General features: G+C 54.4%; 16 protein-coding genes. 12 read left to right on the forward strand and 4 right to left on the reverse strand.

All coding sequences use genetic code 11. From position 1 onward, the window contains the following. Positions 1-4: 4 nt before the first annotated feature. Complete coding sequence (locus OVA10_RS07590) at positions 5-11191, reverse strand: BapA/Bap/LapF family large adhesin (RefSeq protein WP_268195707.1); 11187 nt, start codon at positions 11189-11191, stop codon at positions 5-7. Between the two features lie 35 nt (positions 11192-11226). Between OVA10_RS07590 and OVA10_RS07595 the strand changes: the two genes are divergently transcribed. The 4 genes from OVA10_RS07595 (at position 11227) to OVA10_RS07610 (ending at position 13826) form a co-directional block, all read left to right on the forward strand. After that, positions 11227-11424: a hypothetical protein gene (locus OVA10_RS07595; protein WP_100779228.1), complete on the forward strand. Its 198-nt coding sequence runs from the start codon at positions 11227-11229 to the stop codon at positions 11422-11424. Between the two features lie 543 nt (positions 11425-11967). Then, positions 11968-12513, forward strand: a complete 546-nt coding sequence (locus OVA10_RS07600; RefSeq protein WP_102105388.1) for a tetratricopeptide repeat protein — start codon at positions 11968-11970, stop codon at positions 12511-12513. 60 nt (positions 12514-12573) lie between these two features. Continuing rightward, the gene (locus OVA10_RS07605; protein ID WP_268196874.1) at positions 12574-13050 is read left to right on the forward strand and encodes a sigma-70 family RNA polymerase sigma factor; all 477 of its coding nucleotides are present in this window, start codon (positions 12574-12576) and stop codon (positions 13048-13050) included. Then, on the forward strand, positions 13047-13826 hold the full coding sequence (locus tag OVA10_RS07610; RefSeq protein ID WP_268195708.1) for an anti-sigma factor family protein: 780 nt from the start codon (positions 13047-13049) through the stop codon (positions 13824-13826). The genes OVA10_RS07605 and OVA10_RS07610 overlap by 4 nt, the downstream gene beginning before the upstream one ends. On the opposite strand, the gene OVA10_RS07615 is transcribed toward OVA10_RS07610, so the two are convergent. Both OVA10_RS07615 and OVA10_RS07620 read right to left on the reverse strand, forming a co-directional pair. Continuing rightward, positions 13821-14375 (reverse strand): YceI family protein, encoded by a 555-nt coding sequence (locus OVA10_RS07615; RefSeq protein WP_107702993.1) that lies wholly within the window; start codon positions 14373-14375, stop codon positions 13821-13823. The genes OVA10_RS07610 and OVA10_RS07615 overlap by 6 nt on opposite strands. A 112-nt stretch (positions 14376-14487) precedes the next feature. After that, complete coding sequence (locus OVA10_RS07620) at positions 14488-14844, reverse strand: hypothetical protein (protein WP_102105384.1); 357 nt, start codon at positions 14842-14844, stop codon at positions 14488-14490. Between the two features lie 825 nt (positions 14845-15669). Here OVA10_RS07620 and OVA10_RS07625 point away from each other — a divergent pair. Next, complete coding sequence (locus OVA10_RS07625) at positions 15670-16605, forward strand: LysR family transcriptional regulator (RefSeq protein WP_129035007.1); 936 nt, start codon at positions 15670-15672, stop codon at positions 16603-16605. Positions 16606-16693: 88 nt separating this feature from the next. Here the strand turns inward: OVA10_RS07625 and OVA10_RS07630 are convergent, their stop codons facing one another. Continuing rightward, the gene (locus OVA10_RS07630) at positions 16694-17224 is read right to left on the reverse strand and encodes a fimbrial protein (protein WP_268195710.1); all 531 of its coding nucleotides are present in this window, start codon (positions 17222-17224) and stop codon (positions 16694-16696) included. A gap of 442 nt (positions 17225-17666) precedes the next feature. On the opposite strand from OVA10_RS07630, the gene OVA10_RS07635 reads away from it, so the two are divergent. The 7 genes from OVA10_RS07635 to OVA10_RS07665 are packed head-to-tail and all read left to right on the forward strand — an operon-like array spanning position 17667 to position 24594. Beyond that, positions 17667-18194, forward strand: a complete 528-nt coding sequence (locus OVA10_RS07635) for a fimbrial protein (protein ID WP_268195711.1) — start codon at positions 17667-17669, stop codon at positions 18192-18194. A 50-nt stretch (positions 18195-18244) separates the two neighbouring features. After that, on the forward strand, positions 18245-18943 hold the full coding sequence (locus tag OVA10_RS07640) for a fimbrial biogenesis chaperone (RefSeq protein ID WP_248859025.1): 699 nt from the start codon (positions 18245-18247) through the stop codon (positions 18941-18943). A 39-nt stretch (positions 18944-18982) separates the two neighbouring features. Further along, a complete protein-coding gene (locus tag OVA10_RS07645; protein ID WP_268195712.1) occupies positions 18983-21664 on the forward strand; it encodes a fimbria/pilus outer membrane usher protein in 2682 nt (893 codons plus the stop codon). Positions 21665-21700: 36 nt separating this feature from the next. Next, positions 21701-22240 (forward strand): fimbrial protein, encoded by a 540-nt coding sequence (locus OVA10_RS07650; protein WP_268195713.1) that lies wholly within the window; start codon positions 21701-21703, stop codon positions 22238-22240. A 25-nt stretch (positions 22241-22265) separates the two neighbouring features. Next, positions 22266-22778, forward strand: a complete 513-nt coding sequence (locus OVA10_RS07655) for a fimbrial protein (RefSeq protein WP_268195714.1) — start codon at positions 22266-22268, stop codon at positions 22776-22778. Positions 22779-22828: 50 nt separating this feature from the next. Next, positions 22829-23503 (forward strand): fimbrial biogenesis chaperone, encoded by a 675-nt coding sequence (locus tag OVA10_RS07660; RefSeq protein WP_268195715.1) that lies wholly within the window; start codon positions 22829-22831, stop codon positions 23501-23503. Positions 23504-23520: 17 nt separating this feature from the next. Beyond that, the gene (locus tag OVA10_RS07665; RefSeq protein WP_268195716.1) at positions 23521-24594 is read left to right on the forward strand and encodes a fimbrial protein; all 1074 of its coding nucleotides are present in this window, start codon (positions 23521-23523) and stop codon (positions 24592-24594) included. Positions 24595-24628 lie beyond the last annotated feature (34 nt).

Below are 24628 nucleotides of genomic sequence, written 5' to 3' on the forward strand. Positions count from 1 at the left end.
GCTATCAGGTAATGATGTTGTGGTGCTGATTAACCAGTTCGTCGTAGCTACTCTGTACGTTGTCCAGAGTGACCAGCGTCGTATTAGTGTAGGTGCTCCCCGTACCGTCACGATCGATGGAGATCACAGTGTTGTTACCGCTGGTGGTGACATGCACGTAGTTCCCAAGGGTGGATGCCTGTCCGTTCCAGCCCACCAGCAGATCGCCGATATCAATTTTGTCCCCCTGGCTGATGGAGAAGTTGGTCCAGTGATCCCCGGTGCTGTTGCCCGCCGTGGCGTTACCCACGGTGTTGTTCAGCACCTGATAAATCAGGGTATCGCCGTAAGCTGTCCCATTGATCACGTCGTTATGCTCAGAGCTGATGAACTGCGGCGCCATGTTGATGGTCAGCGACGCGCTGTCCGTTTTCCCTGCCGTGTCCGTCAGGGTGTAGTTGAAGACCTCCTTCGAGGTGATGCTGGAGAGCGACACGCCGGTGTTGAGCGTGTAGGTGTAATGACCGTCAGCGCCGATGGAGAGCGTGCCGTAGTGTCCCTGAATGGTCACATTCGCGGCGCTGGTGGTGTACGGGTCGAGGGTGGTGGTCACGCCGTTGTAACCAGTGATACTCAGACGGGTATCCACCGAGTGCAGCTGATCCATTGCCCCCTGCGAATCGGTGCCGTCGAAGATGTTGCCGTTAACGGTGTGCCCGCTGGTGGAATCGAACTGATTGAGCGAGTAGGTGGTCCCCACCACGTCCGGGGTGATGGTGATTTGCCCCACCGCCAGCGCGCCCATCTTCCCGGTGTAGGAGAGGGTGTAAGTGCCCGCCTCCAGATCCAGCCCGTTCAGGTTGATGGTTGCCGTGCCGCCCAGCAGTAATCCGCCGTTGAACGAACCGCTGCGCACGGTAGTGGCACCATTCGACAGCACCCAGTCCACCGTCAGGCCGCCGAGCGAGAGCAGCGAGGCGACGTTAAAGTGCAGCACCACGTTATGCAGGGCGGTGTTGGCGTCGACCACGAAGGTGCCGCTGCCGCTGCCCTGGGTTGCCGCCAGCAGAGCCGCCGTCCAGGTGGCGTTGCCGACGGTGGTGTCCGAGTAGGCCGCCGTATGGTGCACCGACGTCACATCCATCACCGCGCTCACGTCGTTGACCGCATCCATCGCCCGTGGAGTTGGGGTGATGTTGAGGGACGCCGTGTCTTTATCGCCGTTTGGCGCGGTCACCGTGTAGACGAAGGTGTCCGGCGTCTTGATGTGGTCGGCCCCGACGCCGCTGTTCAGGGTATAGGTGTATTTACCGTCCGCATTGATGGTCAGGGTGCCATATTCCCCCTGAATGGTGGTGACGCCCGTACCGTTGACCGCCACGCCGTTCACCGCCGTGACGTGGGTGCCCGCCGGAATAATATCATCCGCCAGCACGTCGCCGGTGGTGCTGCCGCCGACGCTTGAGACGGTGTAAACATGGTCTTCCAGTACGTTAAGGGTGTAGGCCGTCAGCGCCGTGATACCGGCTGCGGTGTTCAGCAGGAACAGGTACTCCCCGGCCGGCAGGTTGAGCGTCAGGGTGCCCGACGTACCGCCCAGCAGCGGCGCGCGCAGCCAGCCTGGCTGAACGCGCATCTGCTCGAAGGTTTGCGTCGCGTCGTTGAATTTATAGACGTAAAGATCGAACACCGAGGCCAGCGCCACGCCACCGACGGAGGCCTGGATGGTCATGGTGCGGGTGGTGCCTTCCGCCACGTTATAGATGATCGGATTGCTCAAATCATCGAGCAGATTGAGGCTCAGCGTGTTGCCCAGATTGACGCCCACCACGGTGAAGCCGCCCTGGGACGACGTGCCGTTGTTGATGGCGTGAACGCTGGTGTCGAAGGTGAAACTCGCGGAATCATCGACCGCCGTGACGCTGTTGGTGACGGTGTTCGCCCCGAGGGAGATCACCAGCTGCGCCGAGGCGGTGGAACCGTTATGCCCGATGGTGTAGGTGAAGCTCTCGGTCCGGCCCAGAATCGCGGCGCTGGTGTTGGTCAGGGTGTAGGTGTAGCTCCCGTTGAGGTTAATCGTCAGCGTACCGTATTGGCCCTGGATCACCGTGCCATCCGCTGTCACGTTCACCGTGTGGCCCTGGGAATCGGTGACGGCGGTGATGCGAGTGCCTGCCGGGGCGTTGTCGCTGCCGGTGGTTGGGTCATTGTCCAGAATGACGTTACCGGACTGGGTGGTCACTCCCGTTACCGTCCCGGCGCTGGTTTCGGTGACATCCACGTCAAGGCTGGTGTACGACCCGGTCGCCAGCAGGTTGGTGTTGTAGCTGAGTACGCGGTACTGGCCCTCGGTCAGCCCGGTCATGTTAAGGGTGACGCCGTTGGCGCCCAGCGTCAGCAGGTTGGCGAACTGCGGCAGACCGGTATCCACCACCGTGGTCCAGGTACCGTTGACCGCATCCCAGCGCTGCACCACCACTTCCAGGGTGTTGAGCAGCGACAGCACCACGCCTGTGGCATCGGCGTTAATCGAGATATCCGCATTCCCGCCCGCACCCACGGTAAAGCCGACCTGCGCCGTATCGTTGCCGAGCAGGGTGAGCACGTTACCGAGCGCCCCGACCAGCAGGAATCCGTAATCGCTGTACTGGGCGTTGGTCACCGTGGCGTCGGAGGTGAGTGCCAGTTCCTCGACGTTGGAACTTGCCGACAGCGGCACAACCGGCGCCAGCGCAGAGCCTGGCGTCGAGGTGTTGCCTGCCGCGTCGGTGGCGGTGATTTGCAGGGTCTGGCCTTCCGTCTGTTTATTGAGGAAGGTGTAGCTGTAGGTGCCTCCGGCGTTCGCCGTAGTGGTCACCAGGGTGCCATCCGCCAGGCGAATCGTCACGGTGCTGCCCGCTTCTGCGCTGCCCGTCAGCACGCTGCCGTCGGCGTTAAAGGTTCCGTTCGGCGCACTCGGTGCGACGGTATCAACGATAACGGTGGTCGGAATCGAGACCGGCCCGGTGCCGCCGATGACGTTGGTCGCCGTGGCGGTAAAGGCGTGAGAACCCTCGCTCAGTGCAGGCGTAGTGAAGGTCCAGTTACCGTTGATGTCCGTGGTCGTGGTGCCCATCGCCACGCCGTTGTTATACAGCGTGATGGTGGAGTTCGGCTGCGCCGTCCCGCTCAGGGTTGGCGTCGTGTCATCCGTGGCTTTGCCGTTGGTCAGATTACCGGTAATGGTCCCCACGTTGTCGTTGACGGTGGTGATCAGCGGCGCATTCGGCAGGTTGGTGAATGGCGCGGTGACGCTCTGGGTATTGCCTGCGTTCCCGGCTTTATCCGTGGCAAAGGCCAGCAGCGTTTCGCCGTTGGTCTGCGCCGGTGAAATGGTGACGTTGAAAGCCCCGCTGCCGTCCGCCGTCGCCGTGCCGAGCACCGTTCCGGTGCTGCTGGTAATGGTGACAGTGCTGCCTGCTTCCGCCAGGCCCGTGACGTGGGTGCCGTTACTGATTACGGCCAGCGTGCCCGGCAGCCCCGGAGCAACCGTATCCACCACAATCGAGGTGATGGATGATGGTGCGCTGGTATTGCCCGCCGCGTCGGTGGCGGTCGCGGTAAAGTTGTGCTGCCCGTTGGTCAGCGTGGTGGTGGTCTGTGGCAGAGTCCAGTTGCCGTTGGTGTCCGCGGTGACGGTGCCGACCAGCGTCGTGCCGTCATAAATCCGCACCACCGCGTTAGGCTCACTGGTCCCGCTCAGCGTCGGCTGGGTGTCGTTGGTCGGGTTGCCGTTAATCACCGGCCCGGTGACAGTACCGACATCGTCCACGACCGAGGCGATCACTGGCGCCGTTGGCGCAGTCGCATCGACATTGACCACAAAGGCCGTTGTCGGGCCACTGGCGTTACCCGCGGCGTCGGTGGCGGTGATGGTCAGCGGATGCAGCCCGTCGCCCAGCGCCGGTGACGGCGTAAAGGACCACGCACCTCCTGTGGCTGTGACGGTGCCAATCAGCACGCCGTTATCAAAGATTTTCACCGTCGATCCCGCTTCGGCTGTCCCGGTGAGCGTCGGCTGTGCATCGTTGGTGAGCTGGCCGCTGGTCAGGTTGGTGACGGTTCCGACGTCATCCACCACGGAAACCAGTACCGGAACGGCCGGCGGCGTGAGGTCGACATTCAGGGTAAAGGTTGCCGACGGATCGCTGTTGTTGCCCGCCGCGTCGGTCGCCTGGGCAATAAAGGTATGCGGTCCCGCCCCAAGTGCGGTGGTGAGCGTCACCGCCCAGTTCCCGCTGGCGTCCGCCGTGGTGGTGGCGATCACCAGACCATTTTCGAGGATATTGATGCTGGCGTTCGGCTCGCTGGTCCCGATCAGGCGAGGGAGCGTGTCGTCAGTGGTCTGGCCGCTGCCGAGCGGGCCAGTGACGGTTCCTGCATCGTCAAGCGCCTGAGTGATAACCGGTGCCAGCGGTGCAACCGTATCGACGATCACCGTGAAGCCCGGCGAGGCCACGCTGACGTTGCCCGCCGCGTCGGTCGCGGTGGCAGTCCAGGTATGGCTGCCGTTGCTCAGCGGGTTCGGCGGGGTGAAGCTCCATTCGCCCGAGCCGTTAGCCTGCACGGTGCCGACCTGCACGCCGTTTTCATAGATGATGATCGTGGCGTTGTTCGCCGCCGAGCCGTTCAGCTGTGGCCGGGTGTCGTCGGTGGTCTGTCCGGACTGAACCGGGTTCAGCACGCTGCCGACGTCATCGGTGGCGTTAATAATGGTCGGTGCCGCTGGCGGCTGGGTATCCACCGTCAGATCGAAGGTGGTGGAGGTGGTGCTGGTATTGCCCGCCGCGTCGGTGGTGCTGAGGGTGATGGTGTGTGGCCCGTCAGCCATCGGTGCGGTTGGCGTGAAGGTCCAGTTCCCCTGGGCGTTCACCACTGCGGTGCCGAAGGGTTGTCCATCGTTGAGCAGGGTGACGGTCGCCCCGACTTCGCCGGTACCGTTGAAGGTTGGACGGTTGTCATTGGTGGTGCCGTTTTCAGGAATCGTGCCGGTGACCGGGCCGACGTCATCCTGCACCGTGGTAAGCACCGGCGCGTCTGGCGGCGTGGTGTCGACGGTGAAGGAGAAGACCGGCGAGTTAGCGGAGACGTTACCCGCTGCATCGGTGGCATTGACCCTGATGTTATACAGGCCATCCGTCAGCCCGTTTGGCGGTATAAAGGTCCACGAACCGTTAATGACCTCCGCGGTGCCAATTTCTACGCCGTTATTCAGAATATGAACGGTGCTGCCCGTGACGCCCGTCCCGGTGAAGGTTGGCGTGGCGTCGTTAGTGACCTGTCCTGCGGTCAGATTCCCGACCACGCCGCCCTGAATATCATCGGCGACGGCGCTGAGTACCGGCACTGCGGGTGGGGTCAGATCGACAATCACGTTATAGCTGTTGGAGCTGGTGCTGACGTTCCCTTGTGGATCGGTCGCGACCACTGTAAAGGTGTGTGAGCCTTCGGTGAGCGGCGTGGTGGGGGTGAAGGTCCAGTTCCCCAGGTTGTTGGCGGTGGCGGTGCCAATCTGGTTGCTACCTTCGAAAATCGCCACGCTGCTGTTGGCTTCTGCCGTGCCCGAAAGGGTCGGCGTGGTGTCGTTGGTGGTGCCACCGGTTTGGACATTCCCGGTCACGGTGCCGACATTATCGTCTGCCCCGACAATGACCGGCGTGGTGGAGACCGTATCGACCACGATGTTGAATGCCGGTGATTGTGCGCTTTCATTCCCCGCCGGATCGGTGGCGGAAATGGTCAGGGCGTGGTTGCCTTCTCCCAGCGCACCGCCTGGCGTAAAGCTCCAGGTGCCCGTCGAGCCGACAACCACGGTGCCAATGGCGGTACCGTTGTTGTAGATGGTAATGGTGTCGCCCGCCGTTGCGGTGCCGCTCAGGGTTGGGCGACTGTCGTTGGTGGTTTGACCGCTGGTCAGCGGCCCGGTACCCGGACCGACATCATCGGTCACTGCGCCGAGCACCGGTGTACCAGGCGCGGTGAGATCGATGGTGACGGTAGCCGCCGGGGAGAGACCGCTCGTCAAACCGCCCACGGTGGTGGTGGCGGCAAAGCTGTGTGGCCCCTCGCCGAGCGGAATCAGCGAGCTGGTCGTCCACTCGCCGGTTGGGCTGGCGGTGACGACGGCGTACGGCACCAGACCCCCGTCAAGGTAGATGGTCACAATGCTGTTCGGTGGGGCGGTCCCGCTCAGGACTGGCGTGGTGTCGTTGGAACTTGCCCCTTTCACTTCGACGGTGCCATTCGTGCCGTTGTCATCAATGATCGACGTGATGGTCGGGACGGCTGGCAGATCCGGCGTGTCTGTGACTTGATAACCCGTTGGGCCGCTGACGTTGCCTGCCGCATCGCTGGCCGTGACGGTGAGGGTGGTTTCGTTGGTCTGTGCCGGTGAAAGGGCAATGGAGTAATTGCCGCCCGCATCGGCCACCCCGCGGCCCAGTTCAACGCCATTTTCCCCTTTTACGATTACCGTGGAACCGGCTTCTGCGGTCCCGGTCAACGGTGTCCCTTCGATTGCGAGACTGCTGACGACCGGCGCGTCTGGCGCATCCGTATCAACGGTTACGGTAACCGGCGCGCTCGGGGTGGCGTTCCCGGCGGCGTCGGTGGCCGTGACGATAATGGTATGAGGCGCATCGCTCAGCGCCGAGCCGTCTGGCAGCGTCAGCGTCCAGTTGCCGTTAGCGTCCACGGTGGCCTGTAGCGGCGCACCCCCGTCAACAGAAACGGTAATGGTGCTCCCGACCTCGGTTTTCCCGCTGATGGTTGGCGTGTTGTCATTGGTGTACAGCACACCGTTCGCCAGCGTGCTGCTGGAGATCGTATCAATCTGCGGCGTCGTCGGGGCGACCGTATCCACCGTGATGGTGTACACCGGGCTGGTGCCGCTGACGTTACCCGCCGCATCGACGGAGGAGACAGTCAGGTTCAGCGCGCCGTCAGCGACGGTTGGGCTGGTCCAGGTCCAGGTGCCGTTGGTAACGTTGACGCGGTCAACTTCGACCCCGTTGTTATAGATAATCACCGTGTCGCCGCTGGTGCCCGTTCCGCTGATGGTCGGCGTGGTGTCTGATGTCGAACCGCCGCTCGCGACGGTGCCAGCGGTGATTGCCGGCGTCAACGGAGGCGTGGTATCCACGGTTATGGTCACCACCGGGGAGACGTCCGAGATATTCCCCGCTTCGTCCGTGGCGGTGGTGGTGAAGGCATGGGTGGTTTGCGTCAGCGGGGTGTCTGGCCGCCAGCTCCAGCTGCCGTCCGCGCCAACGGTGACGCGCCCGACCTCCTGCTTCGGCGCACCGCCGACGCTGTCGTAAATAATAATCACGTCGTTCGCCACACCGGTGCCGCTCAGCACCGGACGCGAATCGTTGGTGCTGTCGCCGTTATCGACCGGCCCGGTGATTTGGCTGACGTTATCGGTGACGACCGGTGCGGTTGGCGTGGCAGGCGGGTCCGTATCAATCACGATGGTGACCGGCTGGGATGGCGCACTTTCGTTGCCCGCGCCGTCTTGATTGGTGACCGTCAGGGCGACATCGTAAGAGCCGTTTGGCAGCGCCTGAGTCGGCGTCCAGCTCCATGTTCCGTCCTGCTGAACGGTAACCACATCGGGCTGTTTGACGCCATCAATGTAGATCGTGACCGTATCGCCCGGCGTACCGGTGCCGCTTAAGGTCGGCGTGGTGTCGCGGGTGGCTTCGCCCGGATTAAGCGGTGTGCCGGTCGGCAGCCCGTCCGGGTTCACGGTGACGTCCGGAGAATCTGGCGTCGCAGGGGCCACGGTATCCACCACCAGACTAAACGGCGGTGAGGCGGTGGCGTTGCCTGCGGAGTCGGTTGCGACCACCGTCAGGGAGTGAGTGCCGTTGGTGAGCGGAGTGGTGGGGGTAAAGCTCCAGCCACCGTTACCGTCAAGCGTGGCAGTGCCGAGCAGGGTCGTGCCGTCGTAAACGGTAATAATCGTATCCGGCGGGGCGGTCCCCGTCATCGCAGGAAGGGTTTCGTCCGTCGGTGTTCCGCTGGTGACCGGGCCGGTGACAGCGCCGGAATTATCGGTGACCGTACCGATCGACGGCGCCGGTGGTGGCGTAGTGTCTACGATGATCTGGAAACCGTTTGAAACCGTGCCGACGTTCCCGGCCTGATCGATCGCGACGGCGGTCAGCGTATGCGGCCCACCCTGTGGGAGCGCCAGCGTCGGGGTAAAGGTCCATGCCCCGCCGCTGCTGACCAGCGCGGTGCCGATCTGCACGCCGTCCAGACGAATGCTGATGGTGGCGCCCGGTTCGCCCGTACCGTTGAGCGTCGGACGGGAGTCGTTGGTGATTTCACCCGTATCCAGCGGGCCGGTTCTGCCCGGGACATCGTCAACGACGGAGGTGATCACCGGTGCGGCAGGGAGCACGCTATCAACCGTGATGCTCCAGCTGTTCGAGGTGCCGCTGGCATTTCCGGCGTCGTCGATGGCGGTGGCCGTCAGGACGTGGCCGCCCTCGCGCAGGTGGACCGAAGGCGTAAATTCCCAGTTACCGCTTTGGGGAATGACGAGGGTGCCGATTTGATCGGAACCGCTGAACAGATAGAGCGTGGTGCCTGGCTCGCCGGTGCCGCGAATGGTCGGCGTCGGGTCGTTAGTCAGGCCGCCGTTGGCGACATCACCCACCACATTAACGGCGTCATCGTAGACCGAGGTGATCTCCGGCGTTTGCGCCGGGGTGGTATCCGGTGCCGTTACCGGAGCCGTGGGTCCGGTGTTGTTGGCAAGGTCCGTGGCGTCAGCCGTCAGCTTTTCGCCGTTAACTTGCGGCGGCGAAAGGGTAACGGAAAAATCGCCGTTATCGCCCGTTTTGCCGCTGCCGATTTCCACGCCATCCGGCCCTTTAATACTCACCGTGCTGCCCGGTTCGGCCTGGCCGGTGACGGTCGTGCCATCGTCAGAAACCACCAGATTCGTTGGCGCCAGCGGATCGGTTGTATCCGGCGCGTCGGCGTGCCCTGGCTGGCTGTCGTTACCCGCGGCGTCGCTTGCGATCACATCCAGCACTTCGCCATTGGTTTGCGGTGGGGAGACCGGCACGGTGAAATGGCCGTTAGCATCGGTAGTGCCGGTGCCAATCACGCCGCCGCCGGTGTCTTTGATGGTGACGGTGCTGTTTGGCTCGGCGTTTCCGCTAACGCTGGTCCCGTCACCTGAGACTGTCAGCCCTGTTGGCGGGTTAGGCGCAATGCTGTCACTGGCGGTGACCGTGACCGGGATACTGGCATTCCCGGCGGCGTCGGAGGCGACGACCGAGAGGGTTTGCCCGTTATTTTGTACGGTATTCAGGTTGATGGTGTAGTTGCCGTTGCCATCCGCAACGCCGGTGCCGATCACACCGGTGCCGTTGCTGATGGTGATCGTGCTGTTCGGTTCAGCCGTGCCGGTGACCTGGTTCCCGGCGGGATTGAGGGTGACGGTTGGCTGGCCTGGCGCGATCGTGTCGACGATAAAGTTAATCTGCTGGGACAACCCGCTCTGGTTACCGGCGGCGTCAATTTCACGCACGGTGACGGAGTGGGGGCCTTCCGCCAGCGGGCCGTCAGGCGCTACGCTCCACAGCCCGTTCGGGCCGACGGTGACTCTGCCCACTTCCACGCCGTTATCGTAAATAATAATCGTACTGCCCGGATCGCCACGGCCCGTGAGCCTCGGCTGGCTGGCGTCGGTGGTCTGGCCTGCTGTAACCGCACCGCGTATGGAGCCGACTTCATCGTTCACCACAAAGGCCGATGGCGCGGCGGGCGCAGTCACATCGACATTAATCGTAAAGCCCGCTGAGGCGGGGCCGGTATTGCCCGCCACATCCGTGGCGCGCACCGTCAGCACATGGCTGCCTTCACTCAGATTGACCGACGGGGTAAAGCTCCAGCTGCCGTTCGCGGCAGCGGTGACGGTGCCAATCGCAATGCCGTTATCGTAGATCGTGACCGTTGAATTCGCTTCGGCGGTACCCGTGAGCTGCGGGCGCTGATCGTTGGTGCTGCCGCCATTGTTCACCGGCCCGGTGACAGGATTGACGTCATCCGTGACGCTGGAGATCACAGGGGCCGTTGGCGCGACGGTATCTACCACAATGGTGATCCCCGCAGAAGGCGGGCTGGTGTGGCCTGCCGCATCGGTCGCGGTGGTGGTCAGGGTGTGGCTGCCGTTAGCCAGCGCGTTAGGCGGCGTGAAACTCCAGTTGCCGTTGGCATCCACTTTGGTGGTGCCGATTTTGGTGCCGTTGTCGAAGACAGTGATGGTGGTTCCGGCTTCGCCGATACCGCTCAGGGTAGGGCGCGCATCATCGGTTCGCTGCCCGTTATCCAGCGGGCCGGTTTCGCTGCCGACATCGTCGTTAACGATTAAAATGTCCGGTGCGTCGGGCGTGACCAGATCCGGGGCGGTCGCATGGGCCTCTTTACTGATGTTGCCGGAGGAGTCGGTCGCGGTGGCAGTAATCTGCTCGCCGTTGTTGAGCGGGGTGCCCAGTTCAATAGTGAATTTACCGTCGCTGCCGGTTTTACCGGTGCCGACCAGATTTCCGTTCGCATCTTTCAGGGTGATGGTGCTGTTCGGTTCTGCCGTCCCGGTGACGATATTGCCGTCTGCCGAGAACTGCAGATTGGTCGGCGCGTCAGGCGGCGTGGTATCCGGGTCAGACGGGTTCCCCGGATTGCCTGGGTTGCCGTTGCCATTATCATCGTCTCCGCCACCCCCTCCGCCACCGCCGCCACCGCCAGCGGCAAGCGCGATCCCACCTGCGACAGCGACGCCACCGAGCACCCACGGCCAGATTGCCGCGCCGCCCGTATCACCGGAGGAGGCCATTAGCGCATCAATCGAAGATATCGCTTCATAGTGTTCTGTGGCGGCGGTGGGATCTTCAATCCACCACAGCGCGCCGTTGCCCTCTTCCAGCACCAGCTGGCTGGCGCCCTGAGCGTCTCCGACGTAGAAGTTTTTGAGGGTGATGGTTTCGCCCGAATTCAGGGTCACGATCAGGTCTTCGCCGCTGCGCGTGTAGTGTGAAATGTCGCCTCGCCCAACGTGGAGCTTCACAATAGAGGAGTGATCCAGAGTAACCTGAGTGCCTTCGGTGGTGGTTTCCACGCCAGTAAGTTTCGAAATGACAGAGATTTGGCTCATATTGATGACTCCCAACAGATTTTTATTGATATGGCGTGCAAGACGAAGCCATCATCTTTCTGCGGGTACAGAGCGCCCCCGGCGGAGTCGCTATTTTTAAAATAGTGCTCACCGTTGTTATCTTCAGAGCGGCCGATGCCCGCCAGCAATTAGTGGCAACATCAGATGAATCGATTTATTTGCTTTGGGTTAACTTGTATTCGGCGTTTTTTGTGTTATATAAAGCCCTGTGATTTATAAAGATATTATTTGAATGGTCTGAAAATGATATAGCTATAAATAACGGAATATGCAAATGAAGCGCCAATTATGGACAAGTTAACCCCTTCTGAATTGAATAGTTTTCTGCCGGTTTGTACAGCTTGCGCGAGGGTGCTGAGCCTTGTGGCATAAGGCTTTGCTGTTTTTTCCTGTCATTTGTTAAATATAATACCAAAGCATTTATTTGAATATATTTGATATTTTAGAATGTAAATGGGTATTTAATTAAGGCGGGCTTAATTGTTAATTCAGGTGGGGTTAAGAAATTATTTATACGATATATTATGTTTGTGACCGAATTAAAAATAAAAATGGCGGGAGGTGAAGAGTGTGCTATTAGAGACAGGAATTAAGCCTGCGTTAATTATTATCTGAATCTACCGTTCACTGATGACGGATGGCATAGGCCATAAGTATGATTTCGGCTGTCATTTCAACTGCGTTTTCTGCGAATAGAATCGGACGCTCGGGCGTTTACTCCTTGTTGACCTGCCCACCTTCACCAGGAGTAGAAAATGAACGCATCCTCAGTCCGTACCTTTACCCGTCCTCTGGCTATCCCGGTACTGTTATTTTTGTTACAGACCCCGCAGGGCTTTGCCATGGGCAATACTGATACTGAAAGCAAAACGCCGGACTGCCCCTCAGGGCAGGTCTACGACAGTGTGAGTAAGAAGTGTGTCCCGGAGAAAACCAGCAGCCTCAGCGATGAGGACAAAACCAATTATGCGTACCACCTCGCGAAAAAAGGCGAGTATCAGGCGGCATTGAACCTGCTGGATACGTTAAAAAACGCCAACACGGCCGAGGCGTGGAACTACCGTGGCTATGCGACCCGCAAACTGGGGCGCACGGATGAAGGCATTGGCTATTACCAGCGATCGCTCGCCCTGCAGCCCAACTATGCCAAAGCGCGGGAGTATCTGGGGGAAGCATGGATGGTAAAAGGTCGCCCGGATCTGGCGAAAGAGCAGCTTAAAGTCATTGCCGGGATCTGCGGCCAGGATTGCGAAGAGTACCGCGATCTGCAGGCGGCAATCGACGGGCATCCGGAGTCCTGATCTCTGCGGGAGGGGTAGAAAATCACAACCAGTGACGTTCGCCAACAGCTGGCGGCACATCTGACGCGTCTCTGGCGCTACGGACTGGTGCTGTCGCGTAACCGGGATCTGGCTGAAGAGCTGGTTCAATCGACCTGCGTCCGCGCGCTCGAAAGGAGCGCGCAATATACACCGGGCACGCGGATCGACCGTTGGCTGTTCTCGATTTTGCACTCGATCTGGATCTCCGAACTGCGCGCGCGCCACGTCCGCCAGGGGCAGGGGTTTGTCCCAGGCGAAGATCTGATCGCCCCGGATACCCACGGGCAGGATGACGATCGTCTGCATTATCAGCAAATCATGCAGCGGGTGAATGACCTCCCGGAAGCCCAGCGCAACACGCTGTTTTTAGTCTGTGTCGAAGGATTTACCTACCAGGAGGCGGCGGATACGCTGTCGGTTCCCATCGGCACCATCATGAGCCGACTGGCAACGGCGCGGGCGCGGCTCGCCAAAACGGTGGATGTCCGTCCGGTGGCGAAGGAGAAACGCTCATGAACTCGTTACGTTTTACGCCCCCTTATCACGACGATGCGATTATCGCCTGGCTGGATGGTGAGATGGAGAGCGCCGACGCCCGTGTGTTTGAAGAGCAACTGTGTGTGGATACCTCCCTGGCACAGCGCATGGAGACGCTGAAAAACAGCCATCAGGACTATCAGCAGGCGTTTGCCCCGTTGCTGAAAGAGGCACCCGAAGCGCAGATGCAGCAGCGGCTCGATAACTATCTTGCAGGCGCGCGCGAAGGCGTTAGCCGACGTGCGCTGATTGCCGCATCACTGAGTTTCCTGGCGATCGGTTCCGGGCTGGGGTATCTGGCGCGCCCTATGGCGGTGATAATGAGTGAGAACGAGCAGATTCGCGATCTTGAAGCTCAGTATATGTCGCTTTACAGCGCTGAAACCCTGCTGGATGTCGACAACTCGCCGTCGGTGATTGCCCAGGGGATCCAGCGAACCGCCCAGGATATCGGCCTCAAAGTGAATGAGCAGCAGCTGGTTATTGCGGGCGCCGAGCTGAAGATGGTGCGGATGCTGCGCTACGACAGCACCGCTATCGCGCAGATCGTCTGGCTGCACGCGGATTTCGGCCCGCTGGCGCTGTGCATTTCGCCTCTTGAGAAGGCCGTTGTCACGGATATCAAAAACGAGCAGCGGCACAGCATGAATATTGCCTGGTGGAACGACAGTGACTATCAGTATGTGCTGATTGGCCGCACCCCGTCGAAGGCGCTCACCGCCAGCGCACGCCAGCTGCAATTAAGGCTCTTATGACGCGTGGGCGTCGATCGCAATTTTTATCGCGATGCGGTCATCTACCACCATGGCGAATTTATCCATGTGATAGGCGGAGCGTGAGATGGCGGTGGTGGCATTTAGGGAGATTGCCTCCGCCGCGTTGTCTTCGTCCAGAGTCGCTTCCAGGATCACCGGGCGCTGAATATCTTTGACCTTTAGCGAGCCAAACACTCTGTAATGGCCATCGCCCAGCGCCACCACCCGGGTACTGCTGAACCTGATCGTAGGGTAGCGCGCGGCATCGAAAAACATATCGCTCTTGAGCTGCCAGGTGAGCAGACGGTTGGAGGCCACCAGCGTGGCGACGGGAATGGTGACATCAATGCGATCGGCAAATTCATTGGTTGGGTCCAGCGTGACGTTTCCCGTCACGCCATTGAGATTCGCCCAGGAAAGGATGCCGCCAAAGGCATGCCACGAGAGGGTGATGGGCGTTTTTTCGCTGTTAATGGCATAAGTAACCGGCATTGCGTAGAGGGCAGGGCACAGCAGCATAACCATGAGCAGGGTGACAGAGCGAATCATGAGGCGATCTCCAGTAGGCGGGCAAGGTGTAAACGCGCAGGGCGGGAGATTTATTCGCAGGGATCAGAAATAAAAAAGGCCGCAAGTGCGGCCTTTATCGGGGGGAGAAAACTTATTCAGTGACTTTCTTTTCCAGCGACGAAGCGCCTTCTTTGGTTTTGTTCCAGCCTTTCTCCGTCCCTTCTTTGGTGGCATCCCAGCCCTTCTCGGTGCCTTCTTTGGTTTTATGCCAGGCTTTCTGGGAGTCTTCACTCACTTTGCTGCCGAAGCTTTCGCTTTTACCTTCAGCGGCGTGTTTGGATTTGAGCTTCAGCTCTTCACCTTTGTTCTGCTCTTCATGCAGTTTTTGTTTCGCGTCATTGGCGTTCGCTTTCGCGGCGGCAACGGTGTCGTCGGTTGCGTGTGTGGTTGCGGCAAAAACAGGTGAAGCCAGCAGAAGTGCAGATAATGCAATAATTGTCTTTTTCATAATATCCTCAATTCACGTTATTCATGTTATGAGCGTGATTAAGAATGGCACGAGCGAAGCGGCATGGCTCTAGGAAAAAACTGTAAGTGGATCAAGGGTGAAAATTCAGGCGCGCGTTAAAAATGCTTATCACCTCTGCCAACAAGAGATATTCCGCCGCAGTTTAAGACAGATTCAGGCCACTTATAAATAGGGCGCAGGGTAATCGTGGCGGGTAAATGCCACAGGGCTGGGCGGCGGTTTACTGGCTCGATATCCACCAGGCTGGGCCTGTCATTTACGGCACACAGTCACGCAGTTATGTGCGCGTTTTTCTCTGTTCACGATAACAATCGCTGAAAAATCTCAGCCGGTGGCCGATAAACACGTTAGGGTTCTCGTGAAAGGCGCATTACGTTGTATGTTGTTTGCCGGGCGAGACGACATTCTGGAATATTGAACGATTCCATTATTAATGATTTCGGTGGGAAATCACAAAAGCAGCATCAGTCCTTAACGTTTTAATGATGAAAATTAGCGAGCCGAAACGCATATTGAATGTTTAAAAAAAAATGGAGCCTGTCAGGGACAAATACCGCTTACTTTTGGTGTAATATTATTACAGACTTGCCAGAAGTAACTGATTCCAGGGGCGTTGTTATTACTGATGACTTTGCTTGTAAGGACGGTGTTACTTATTACTGTAAGTAAACGTAGGGTCAGGGATGCCAACACTTCCTTGTAGTTGTCTTGAAAAGTTTGTCGGGTGAGAAAAATCATGTGAACACAGGTTTTGGCTACCCTTATTTTTTCTGGATAAATCAATAAAAAAACAGGAGATATCACATGGTCAGTAAGTCATTGATAACCAGCCTCAATAATATTAAAGGCCTGGATTTAAATCTTTTACTCACATTTGAAGCCGTTTATCAGCACAGAAGTGTCACTAAAGCTGCGGGTCTGTTAAACATTTCGCCGCCAGCAATCAGCCAGTCATTAACCAAGCTCCGGGAGTTTTTTGGCGATCCGCTCTTTGTCCGTGAAGGTAAGGGGCTGGTGGTGACGACGACGGCCGAGAGCCTGCATGCGTTGTTAAGCGAACATTTCCATGCCCTGCTGGATAATCTCAATAACTTCTCCGATAAAAACATCAAATCACGGTTCGTCATTCATGCCACGCCGTATGCGGCCTTACGCATCCTGCCTGAGATTTTCTCGATGATCGAAAAAAGTGGGATTAACTGTGAGATCGTCCATCTTAGCTCCGACCCGAATTTTGATAATGCTGAAGATATTCTTATCTATCGCAAAGCCGATATCATTTTTGATACCACCTCACACTATGGATTTTCAACCATCACTGAGCCGTACACGGTCGAAAAAGCGGTCGCCATTTGTCGTAAGGATCATCCGCGACTGAAAGATAAGCTTACGCACGAAAGTATGAAAACTGAGAAATCCACCTTTTTGAATATCAAATCAAACGGCTTACAACAAACGCAATCGGATATTGAGAATTATTTCGGGGAAAGAACCTTCTCGTTTTCGAGTAGCTCATTGCATGTCAATGCCTCTATCGTTGAACGTTCTGATTCAGTGAGCTTTATTCCAGAGTGGTTTGCGCGGAAGTTTTCAGATATTTATAACTTTAAAATACTGGAGTGCGACTTTTCGCCGCAGCCGGTAAATATATTCATGACCTACAACAAAGCATCGTTGAGAAACAATAATTTTGTGGGGTTATTAAACATCATAAAAGAGTGTAAAAGTTCTTTTAAATGAAAGGAGTACAAGAGAATGCTCAAATGGCATTTTCTTGTACCCAGAGGTTTTGAGATCAGTAGCGTGGTGGCGTTTACGTTCTGTCTACTTACTTGTAATCAACAGCTACTTGAACTGCGCTTGAAACTGTACCCGGTGTAGCGGCAGAACCTTTACCATCATTTCTAACGCGGGCTTTCAAGTTAAAAGATGCAGCATGTGTTGAAGCGTCAATGGTAACGCTCTGCGTGGCGCCATTGCCCATAGGTAATGAGGACCAAGTGCTGGCTACTTCAACCTCGACATTTTTTGCTGTACCCGAGTTAGCATAATAGTCGGTATTAGAGGCGGTGCCAGAGTACGTTGCGGTGGCACTGGTCGTCGTCGCCGGGCAATTTGACAGAGCGATCCCGAAGTTGATAAACGTAGATGCGCTACCGGTAGTCGCTAACTTGGTGGCATCAATATCGCTCAGGTCGACGTTTTTCACCGCTTCTATAGTACATGGGGAAGCCACCACGGTGCCGGTAATATTGATTGTCGAATCAGCAGCATGTGCATTACCTGACATTGCTAATAAAGCAAGGGGTACTAACCCCAGAGAAATTAACGTATTTTTGCGACTAGATTTTCCCTTCATTATAAATCCTTAATATAACTTTGTTGATGGTATTCAAACGATTAACGTCCGAGGGGAACAAGAGAAGACTCCCGAACGGTACTTAATACAAATATAGGAAACTTTAGAAAAGTAACGGCTATTAAGCACTGCAAGAAGATTATCATTCCATCGTAAATAAAGTCTCTTAATCATGCATTAAGGTCCGCTTAATGATTTGAAACACCCTGTAATATCAGCACGTTACCTTTGTGAAGTGCATTTAAGGCTACCGGTGCTTTAAATTAGATGACGACAAGGCTCATTCAACTAAATATTATGGCGCCAGTGGAGTGCACCACCTGGTTTTAAACACAAACCGTTATCAGAAGTCGTTCTACTGAAGGTCTGCACCACTATATCTGTGTTACTACATGAATTAATTCCCAAGTGAATGGGTTAGTCTCTAAATAAAGGATGTAAAATGAAATTTGTTAAATTAGCAGTCCCTGCGCTGATCGTTGCTGGCATGTTTAACTCTGCTGCTATGGCAAGCGATGGCACCATTAATTTCACCGGTGATATTGTCAACGCACCTTGCGTCGTTTCCACTGGCACGCAAAATCAGAACGTGAACCTGGGTCAGGTGAAGTCTTCTGTCTTTGCAAAAGCGAAAGATTCTTCAACTTACAAAGATTTTAAAATCATTCTGGAAGAGTGCACTACTACCACTCTGAAAAACACCAACATCACCTTCCGCGGTTCAAGTGATGAAGTGAATAAGGACCTGTTAAGCATCGGTGGTGAGTCTGGTGCCGCTAAAGGCGTGGGCATTGAAATTTCTGATGCGACCTCCGCTACCGTCATTCCACTAAACAAGGCGAGCTCCGACTATGCTCTGAAAGATGGTCAAAATACGCTGATGTTCAAAGCGCGCTACGTCGCTACCGCAGTACCAGTTGTTTCTGGTCATGCAAATTCTCAGGCTGAATTCCAGCTCGCATATAAGTAAATAATTCAGGGCACCAACATCCGTTGGTGCCCGCCTTTGAGGAATTAATTGTGAAATTCAACGTAAAATATCTTGCTGCTGGTTTAATGCTGGCTGCGGCGGCTCCGTCTGCATTCGCTGTGGGTGGCGTGGTCGTGGGTTCTACGCGAGTGGTATATGATGCTAAAAATAAAGAAGCGTCACTCACCGTATCTAACAAAACTGAAAAACAGTATTTCCTTATTCAATCCTGGGTTGATGATAGCAACGGAAATAAAAATGTTCCCTTTTCGTTAACGCCACCGTTATTTCGCTTAAATGCGGGCAAAGAAAATATGCTGCGTATTATCAAAACGCCGGGCGATCTTCCTGCCGATCGTGAATCTGTGTTCTGGGTTAACGTAAAAGCGATTCCACCAGCGCCAGAAGAAGGCGAATCACAGAATGTGCTGCAACTGGCGATTAAAACACGAATTAAGCTTTTCTATCGCCCAACAAGCTTAACGACAAAAGTCGAAGATGCGCCAGCACAGCTGCAATGGTTCCACTCAGGCAATAAATTACTGGTGAAAAATCCATCCGAGTATGCGGTGACGTTGGATAAGGTGAGTATTAATGGTAACGACGTAAAAGACGTCAATATGGTTTTACCAAAAGGCGAAGCAACCTATGAGTTCCCTGCTGCTGCGGGTAATTCTCAGGAATTGCAGTTTACGGCGATAACGGATTACGGCGGAAGCACCAATCCTGTCAAAGCCGCGATTAAATAATCCTCTTTTTTCAATGGAATTATGATCAAGAGATAGCGAATGTCACACGTTAAAATATCCACAATGGATTACAATTTTTTCAAAAATACGTATAAAAAGAAAAAATTTGGATATTTTGCTATGGGTAGCATCGTCCTGGCTGCTTTTTCGCAGGGCTGTTACGCCGAAGCTAATTTCAATCCAGCATTTCTTGAACATGTTGATGGCGACGTAGCCGACCTGTCGGCATTTGCTTCCGACAACGGCGGTCAACAACCAGGGAGATACCTGGTTGATATTATTGTCAACGATGCCAAAGTTGATCACCGCTATGTTGAGTTTATCGCAACGCCACAGAACGGTACGGATATTGATAAAGAGAAATCGGTTGGCCTTACTCCCTGCTTTACGCAAGAGGAGCTTGAGTCTTATGGGGTGAAGTTTCCGAAAAAGGCCGATGAGCAAGCATCGAAAGACGAGAGCGATGCCGCTGAAGTCAAGCCCAAGGAAGCCGCCGCTAAAGCAGAATGTTCACTGACGTTGCTTACCGTAAAAGACGCGACATCAGAGTTTGATTTTGGGCAACAAAGATTGCTTATTACCATCCCACAGGCATTGATTGCACAAAATGCCCGGGGCTATGTTGATCCCAAAAACTGGGATGATGGGATCACCGCGCTGCTGCTCGACTATGATTTCTCCGGAGCAAACGAGAAGCAAAAAGATCAAGGTTCATCGTTCTCCTCGAATTCTTCGGACTCTTCGGATTCCGGCTCAGAAAGTAACGGCAGCGATAATAGCTATTACCTGAACTTACGCTCCGGTTTCAATCTCGGCCCATGGAGATATCGTAATAACTCCGCGCTGGATAATAACGGCGGTGAACGCAAGTGGCAAAGCATCAATAACTACGTGCAGCGTAGTATTGTGTTTCTTAAGTCGCAGCTGGTGATGGGGGATAGTTATTCCACATCAGATATCTTTGACGGCCAGCAGTTTAGGGGCGTTCAGCTTGCTTCCGACGATGAAATGCTACCGGACAGCCTGCAAGGGTTTGCGCCCATCGTCAGGGGCATCGCGAAAACGAACGCCCAGGTCACCATTAGCCAAAATGGATACGTTATCTATCAAAGCTATGTGTCACCCGGTGCATTCGAAATTTCGGATCTCTATCCCAGCGGTAACAGCGGCGATCTGACGGTGGAAGTAAAGGAAAGCGACGGAAGTTTGCAAACCTTTGTCCAGCCATATGCGTCAGTACCTGTGTTACAGCGTGAAGGGCGCACGAAATATAGCGTAACGGCGGGTGAATACCGCGACGGCTATGGCGGTGCTACGCCGACCTTTGGGCAATTTACGTTGATTCACGGCTTTGCAAAAGGCCTGACGATGTATACCGGTATGCAGGGAAGTAAAAACTACACCGCGCTGGCGCTTGGGGTGGGGAGCAACTTAGGCGAAATTGGTGCCGTATCAGTGGATGTAACTCAGGCAAAAACAAACCTGCCTGATGGTGTCACTGAGAAGGGACAATCGTATCGTTTCCTGTTTGCAAAATCATTTGCTAACAGCGGAACCGATTTTAGATTATTGGGTTATCGTTATTCCACCAGTGGTTTCTATACCCTTCAGGAGTCTGTTGACCTTAATGATGAAGATAACAGCCTCGCAAAATTTGATATACGTACTCATAAGCGGAGCAAAATAGAAGGGTCGATTAACCAGTCATTACCGGAAGAGATGGGTTCATTCTATTTTTCGGCCAGTGTACAGGATTATTGGGGCGATGATTCAAAGGAACAAACGCTGCAATGGGGCTACAGCAATGTCTGGAACGGTATTGCGTATAACCTGGCGTTTAATAACAGCTATATCTCCGGTCAGGATAGTGATAAACAATTTACGCTGAGTGTATCGTTACCTTTAGACCGCTGGCTGAAAGGCTCATGGGCAACCTATAACATGACCCATGACAGTAACGGGCAAGTCTCCCAGCAGGCTGGAATTAGTGGCACGTTACTGGATGACAACAACCTTAATTACAGTGTGAGTCAAAGCCAGGGCAATAAAGGTCAGGGCGGTTCAGGCAATACCAATATTACCTATCAAGGGCGTTACGGTAATGCGAACGTTGGCTATAGCTATAACAAATATTCTAATCGCCTGAATTACGGCTTGAAAGGCGGGGCCGTTGTTCATAGTGGCGGTATCACGCTTTCTCAACCCTTGGGTGAGACAGTGGCTTTAGTTGCTGCGCCAGGCTCAGGTGATACCAGAATAAAGAATACCAACGGCATCCATACCGATGAAGAGGGTTACGCGGTGCTGACGTATATTTCACCTTATCGTCGAAATACGGTTTCCCTTGATACCACAAGTTTACGACAGAATGTGGAATTAGATGAAAGCGCCAAAGATGTCGTGCCGACACGCGGTGCCGTAGTCAAAGCGTCATTCGTTACGCATATCGGTTATCGCGTAATGATGCAAATAAAACAAAACAATGGAAAGTTTTTGCCCTTTGGTACCTCTGTTTCCCTTCAGAACAACGATGGTGGAATTTCAGCAGGTTTAGTCGGTGAAGCGGGCGAAGCTTATTTAAGTGGACTCCCGGCTAAGGGATCGCTTCTCGCGCAATGGGGTAAAGGGGTTGGGGAATCGTGTACGGTAAATTACCAGATCCCCGAAAGTCAGGCGGAAATTGAGATCATCAGTCTAAAAGAAATTTGTGAAGCTCACTAATTTCATACATTAACTCAACGTAAGTAAGGAAAAAAAATGAACATGAATGGAAAAAAAATCGCGTTGTTCGCGCTGTCGGCGATTGCGCTTAGCGGTGCAATGGGGTCTAACGCATTTGCTGCAGACAGCACGATCAACGTAAAAGCGAATATCGTTTCGCCGACCTGCGTCGTGTCTACGGATTCAAAAACCGTCTCTATCCCTTTGGGTGAGGTTCAGGCAAACACCATTGCGGCCGCAAAAAGCTTTTCACCATGGTCGACTAACTACACGCTTAACCTGACGGGCTGCCCAAGCGTCACCACCAAGGTCAATGCGACCTTCGCCGGGACTGCGGATACCAACGACGCGAATGGCTATGCCAACGCGGCGTCAGGTGGTTCGAAAGCCGTGAGTACGCAGCTGGCGAAAACCGACGGCACAACGTTCCTGAAGAACGGCGCCAGCTATGGCAACGTGACGGTAGACAAGGGGAACGCCAGTTTTACGGTTAAAGCCCGTCTCTACAGCGAAAAAGGTGCTGTTGCGCCAGGTGCGGTAAGTTCTGCTGTGCAGGTTACTTTCACCTATAGCTAAGCGGCTACGGATAAGTGAGCAAAGGATGGTGAAAACAATCGTGACGGCGTTCTTTGTAGTGTTGCTTATATCGGCGTCGAATGCCTTTGCCGATGAAGGAACAGCATTGAATATATCTGCCAATATCGTGGCCTCTCCCTGTACGTTATCGGAAGACACGGTACATGGTAAAGTTCCGCTGGGCAGTTTTTATACTAACGAACTGAGTAATCGCGGGGATGCAACGGGCTGGGTGCCTTTTGCATTGAAATTGACGGAGTGCCCGGTGACGACAACAGCGGTTTCTGTCGTCTTCACGGGCGATGCCGACGAGAGTAACCCTGATTTCTTTAAAAACATGGGAAGCAGTTCTCATGTGGCGATTGAAATCAAAGACACCGGCGGCAGTATTGTCCGGAATGGCGCCACTCGTACGATTACCGTCAACCCATCACATGATGCCGTACTGGATTTGCAATCCCGAATGGTTACCCCGCAGGGGAGTGCCACCGCGGGTTCTGTGACAGGATTAGTCGAGCTCTCTTTCTCCTATCAATAACGCTGGGCAGCATCCAGGATGCTGCTCAGCATTTAACAAGAAGTATGACTATGCGCAAAAAAGTAAAAAGTTTTTTTATGACTTTCATCATTTTTACCTTATTCCCTGCGATCGCAAACGCGGGAATTGCGCTAGGTGGCACTAGGTTAATTTATGATGCGAGTGAGAAATCTGCCGCTATAGATGTATTAAATACGGAACAACAAATTTATCTTATTCAGGCGTGGATAGAAGGCGCTGATAAAACCCCCGTGCCGTTTGTGCTGACACCGCCACTTTTTAAAATTAATAAAAAGAGTCAGCGCAGTTTACGCGTGATGAAAACGCAATCATCTTTACCGGATAATAAAGAATCCGTGTTTTGGTTAAGTGTTAAAGCTATCCCGTTAGCCGAAAAAAAAGCGGGGACGGTCGAGCTTGCCGTTAAAACCAGAATAAAATTAATTTATCGCCCTAAGGGGCTGGACGAACCTGCAAGCGATATCAGTAACAAACTGAAGTGGTCATTACAGCAAAATACGCTGTCTGTAGCGAATCCGACGCCCTATTACATCAGTTTTTACTCTGTGAAACTGAATGAGACGACATTAAATGATGTGAAGGTAATTGCACCTTTTTCATCCGTTAACTTCACGTTATCCGGCGTTGATCTCCACGGCGTTCTGTCATGGATGACAATTAATGACTATGGTGTGAAAAGTGAACTTTTTTCCACGCAAATTTAAACACAACTGATTAATCTGTGAGTAATGTTATGTTGAAATATAAATCTTCAGTTTCACCGGCTGTGATTATTTTAGGGCTGCTGGCGGGTGTCTGTACTGCATTATTTTGTGGTTCTGCTTCGGCAGCAGGGTCTGGTCATTGCACCCCTAGTACGACGGGTGGCCCAAAGGAATTTTCTTTTAGCTACAACAGAACGATTACGTCACCGGCGGATAATAAAACAGGTGAGACCCCTGTCGTGTATGATTGGGATTTAGGCGACTATTATACAGCCCAATGTGATACGGATCAGTTAGGGTGGTCTTTTTATTTCAAGGCGGATGCCGGGGGGGCACCTGTTGGGCATGCGAGCCAATGGTATATTCTTGATAACAACATCGAATATCAAACTGTAATCATGGTATATGATGGTGCGGGGAATACGGATAATTATTATACCGTTCCTTTTACCGACGTTCCTAATAATGTACATCATGGTATTCTAATGGGTCAGGATACAAATTTTTATACTGGAAGTAAGGGAAACGTAAAACTCTATATCAGACGTCCGTTTGTTGGTAAGCATATTATTCCCCCAACGTATCTGGCCGGAGTTTATGCCACGACCACCAAAGGTTCTTATGCTTCAAGAAGTGTGGCGAGTGTCACCATGTCAGGGACCGTTACCGTGCCTCAAACCTGTATTATCAATGAGGGTGACATTATCAATATCGATTTCGGTAATATTGCGCAAAATGTGTTTAACACCAAAGGGCAGCCTCCAACCGGGTTCTCTAAAAAGAGAATCGATTTTTCGATAAAATGTTCAAACATTGCTAATGGCGTAGACGTGAGCCTTGAATTTAATGGTACGCCGGATACGACTGACTCAACGGCTGTAAAAACAGACAACAAAGATATCGCCATTCGCCTGGACGATACCTCAAACAATCCGATCAGCCCTAAGGGGGGCGAGATCCCGGTAAACTTTAACTACAACAACCAAACCGGTACCAGTGCGATGCAGCTTTATCCGATTAACTCGACTGGCAATGTGCCAAAAACAGGGATATTCAATTCCCAGGTGACGGTTACAGTGGATATTCAGTAAAAAGACGAAACCGGCATGGCAGCGCAGAAGAATG

Origin of the sequence: Lelliottia sp. SL45 (genome assembly GCF_026672535.1) — a bacterium.
Lineage (GTDB): Bacteria > Pseudomonadota > Gammaproteobacteria > Enterobacterales > Enterobacteriaceae > Enterobacter > Enterobacter nimipressuralis.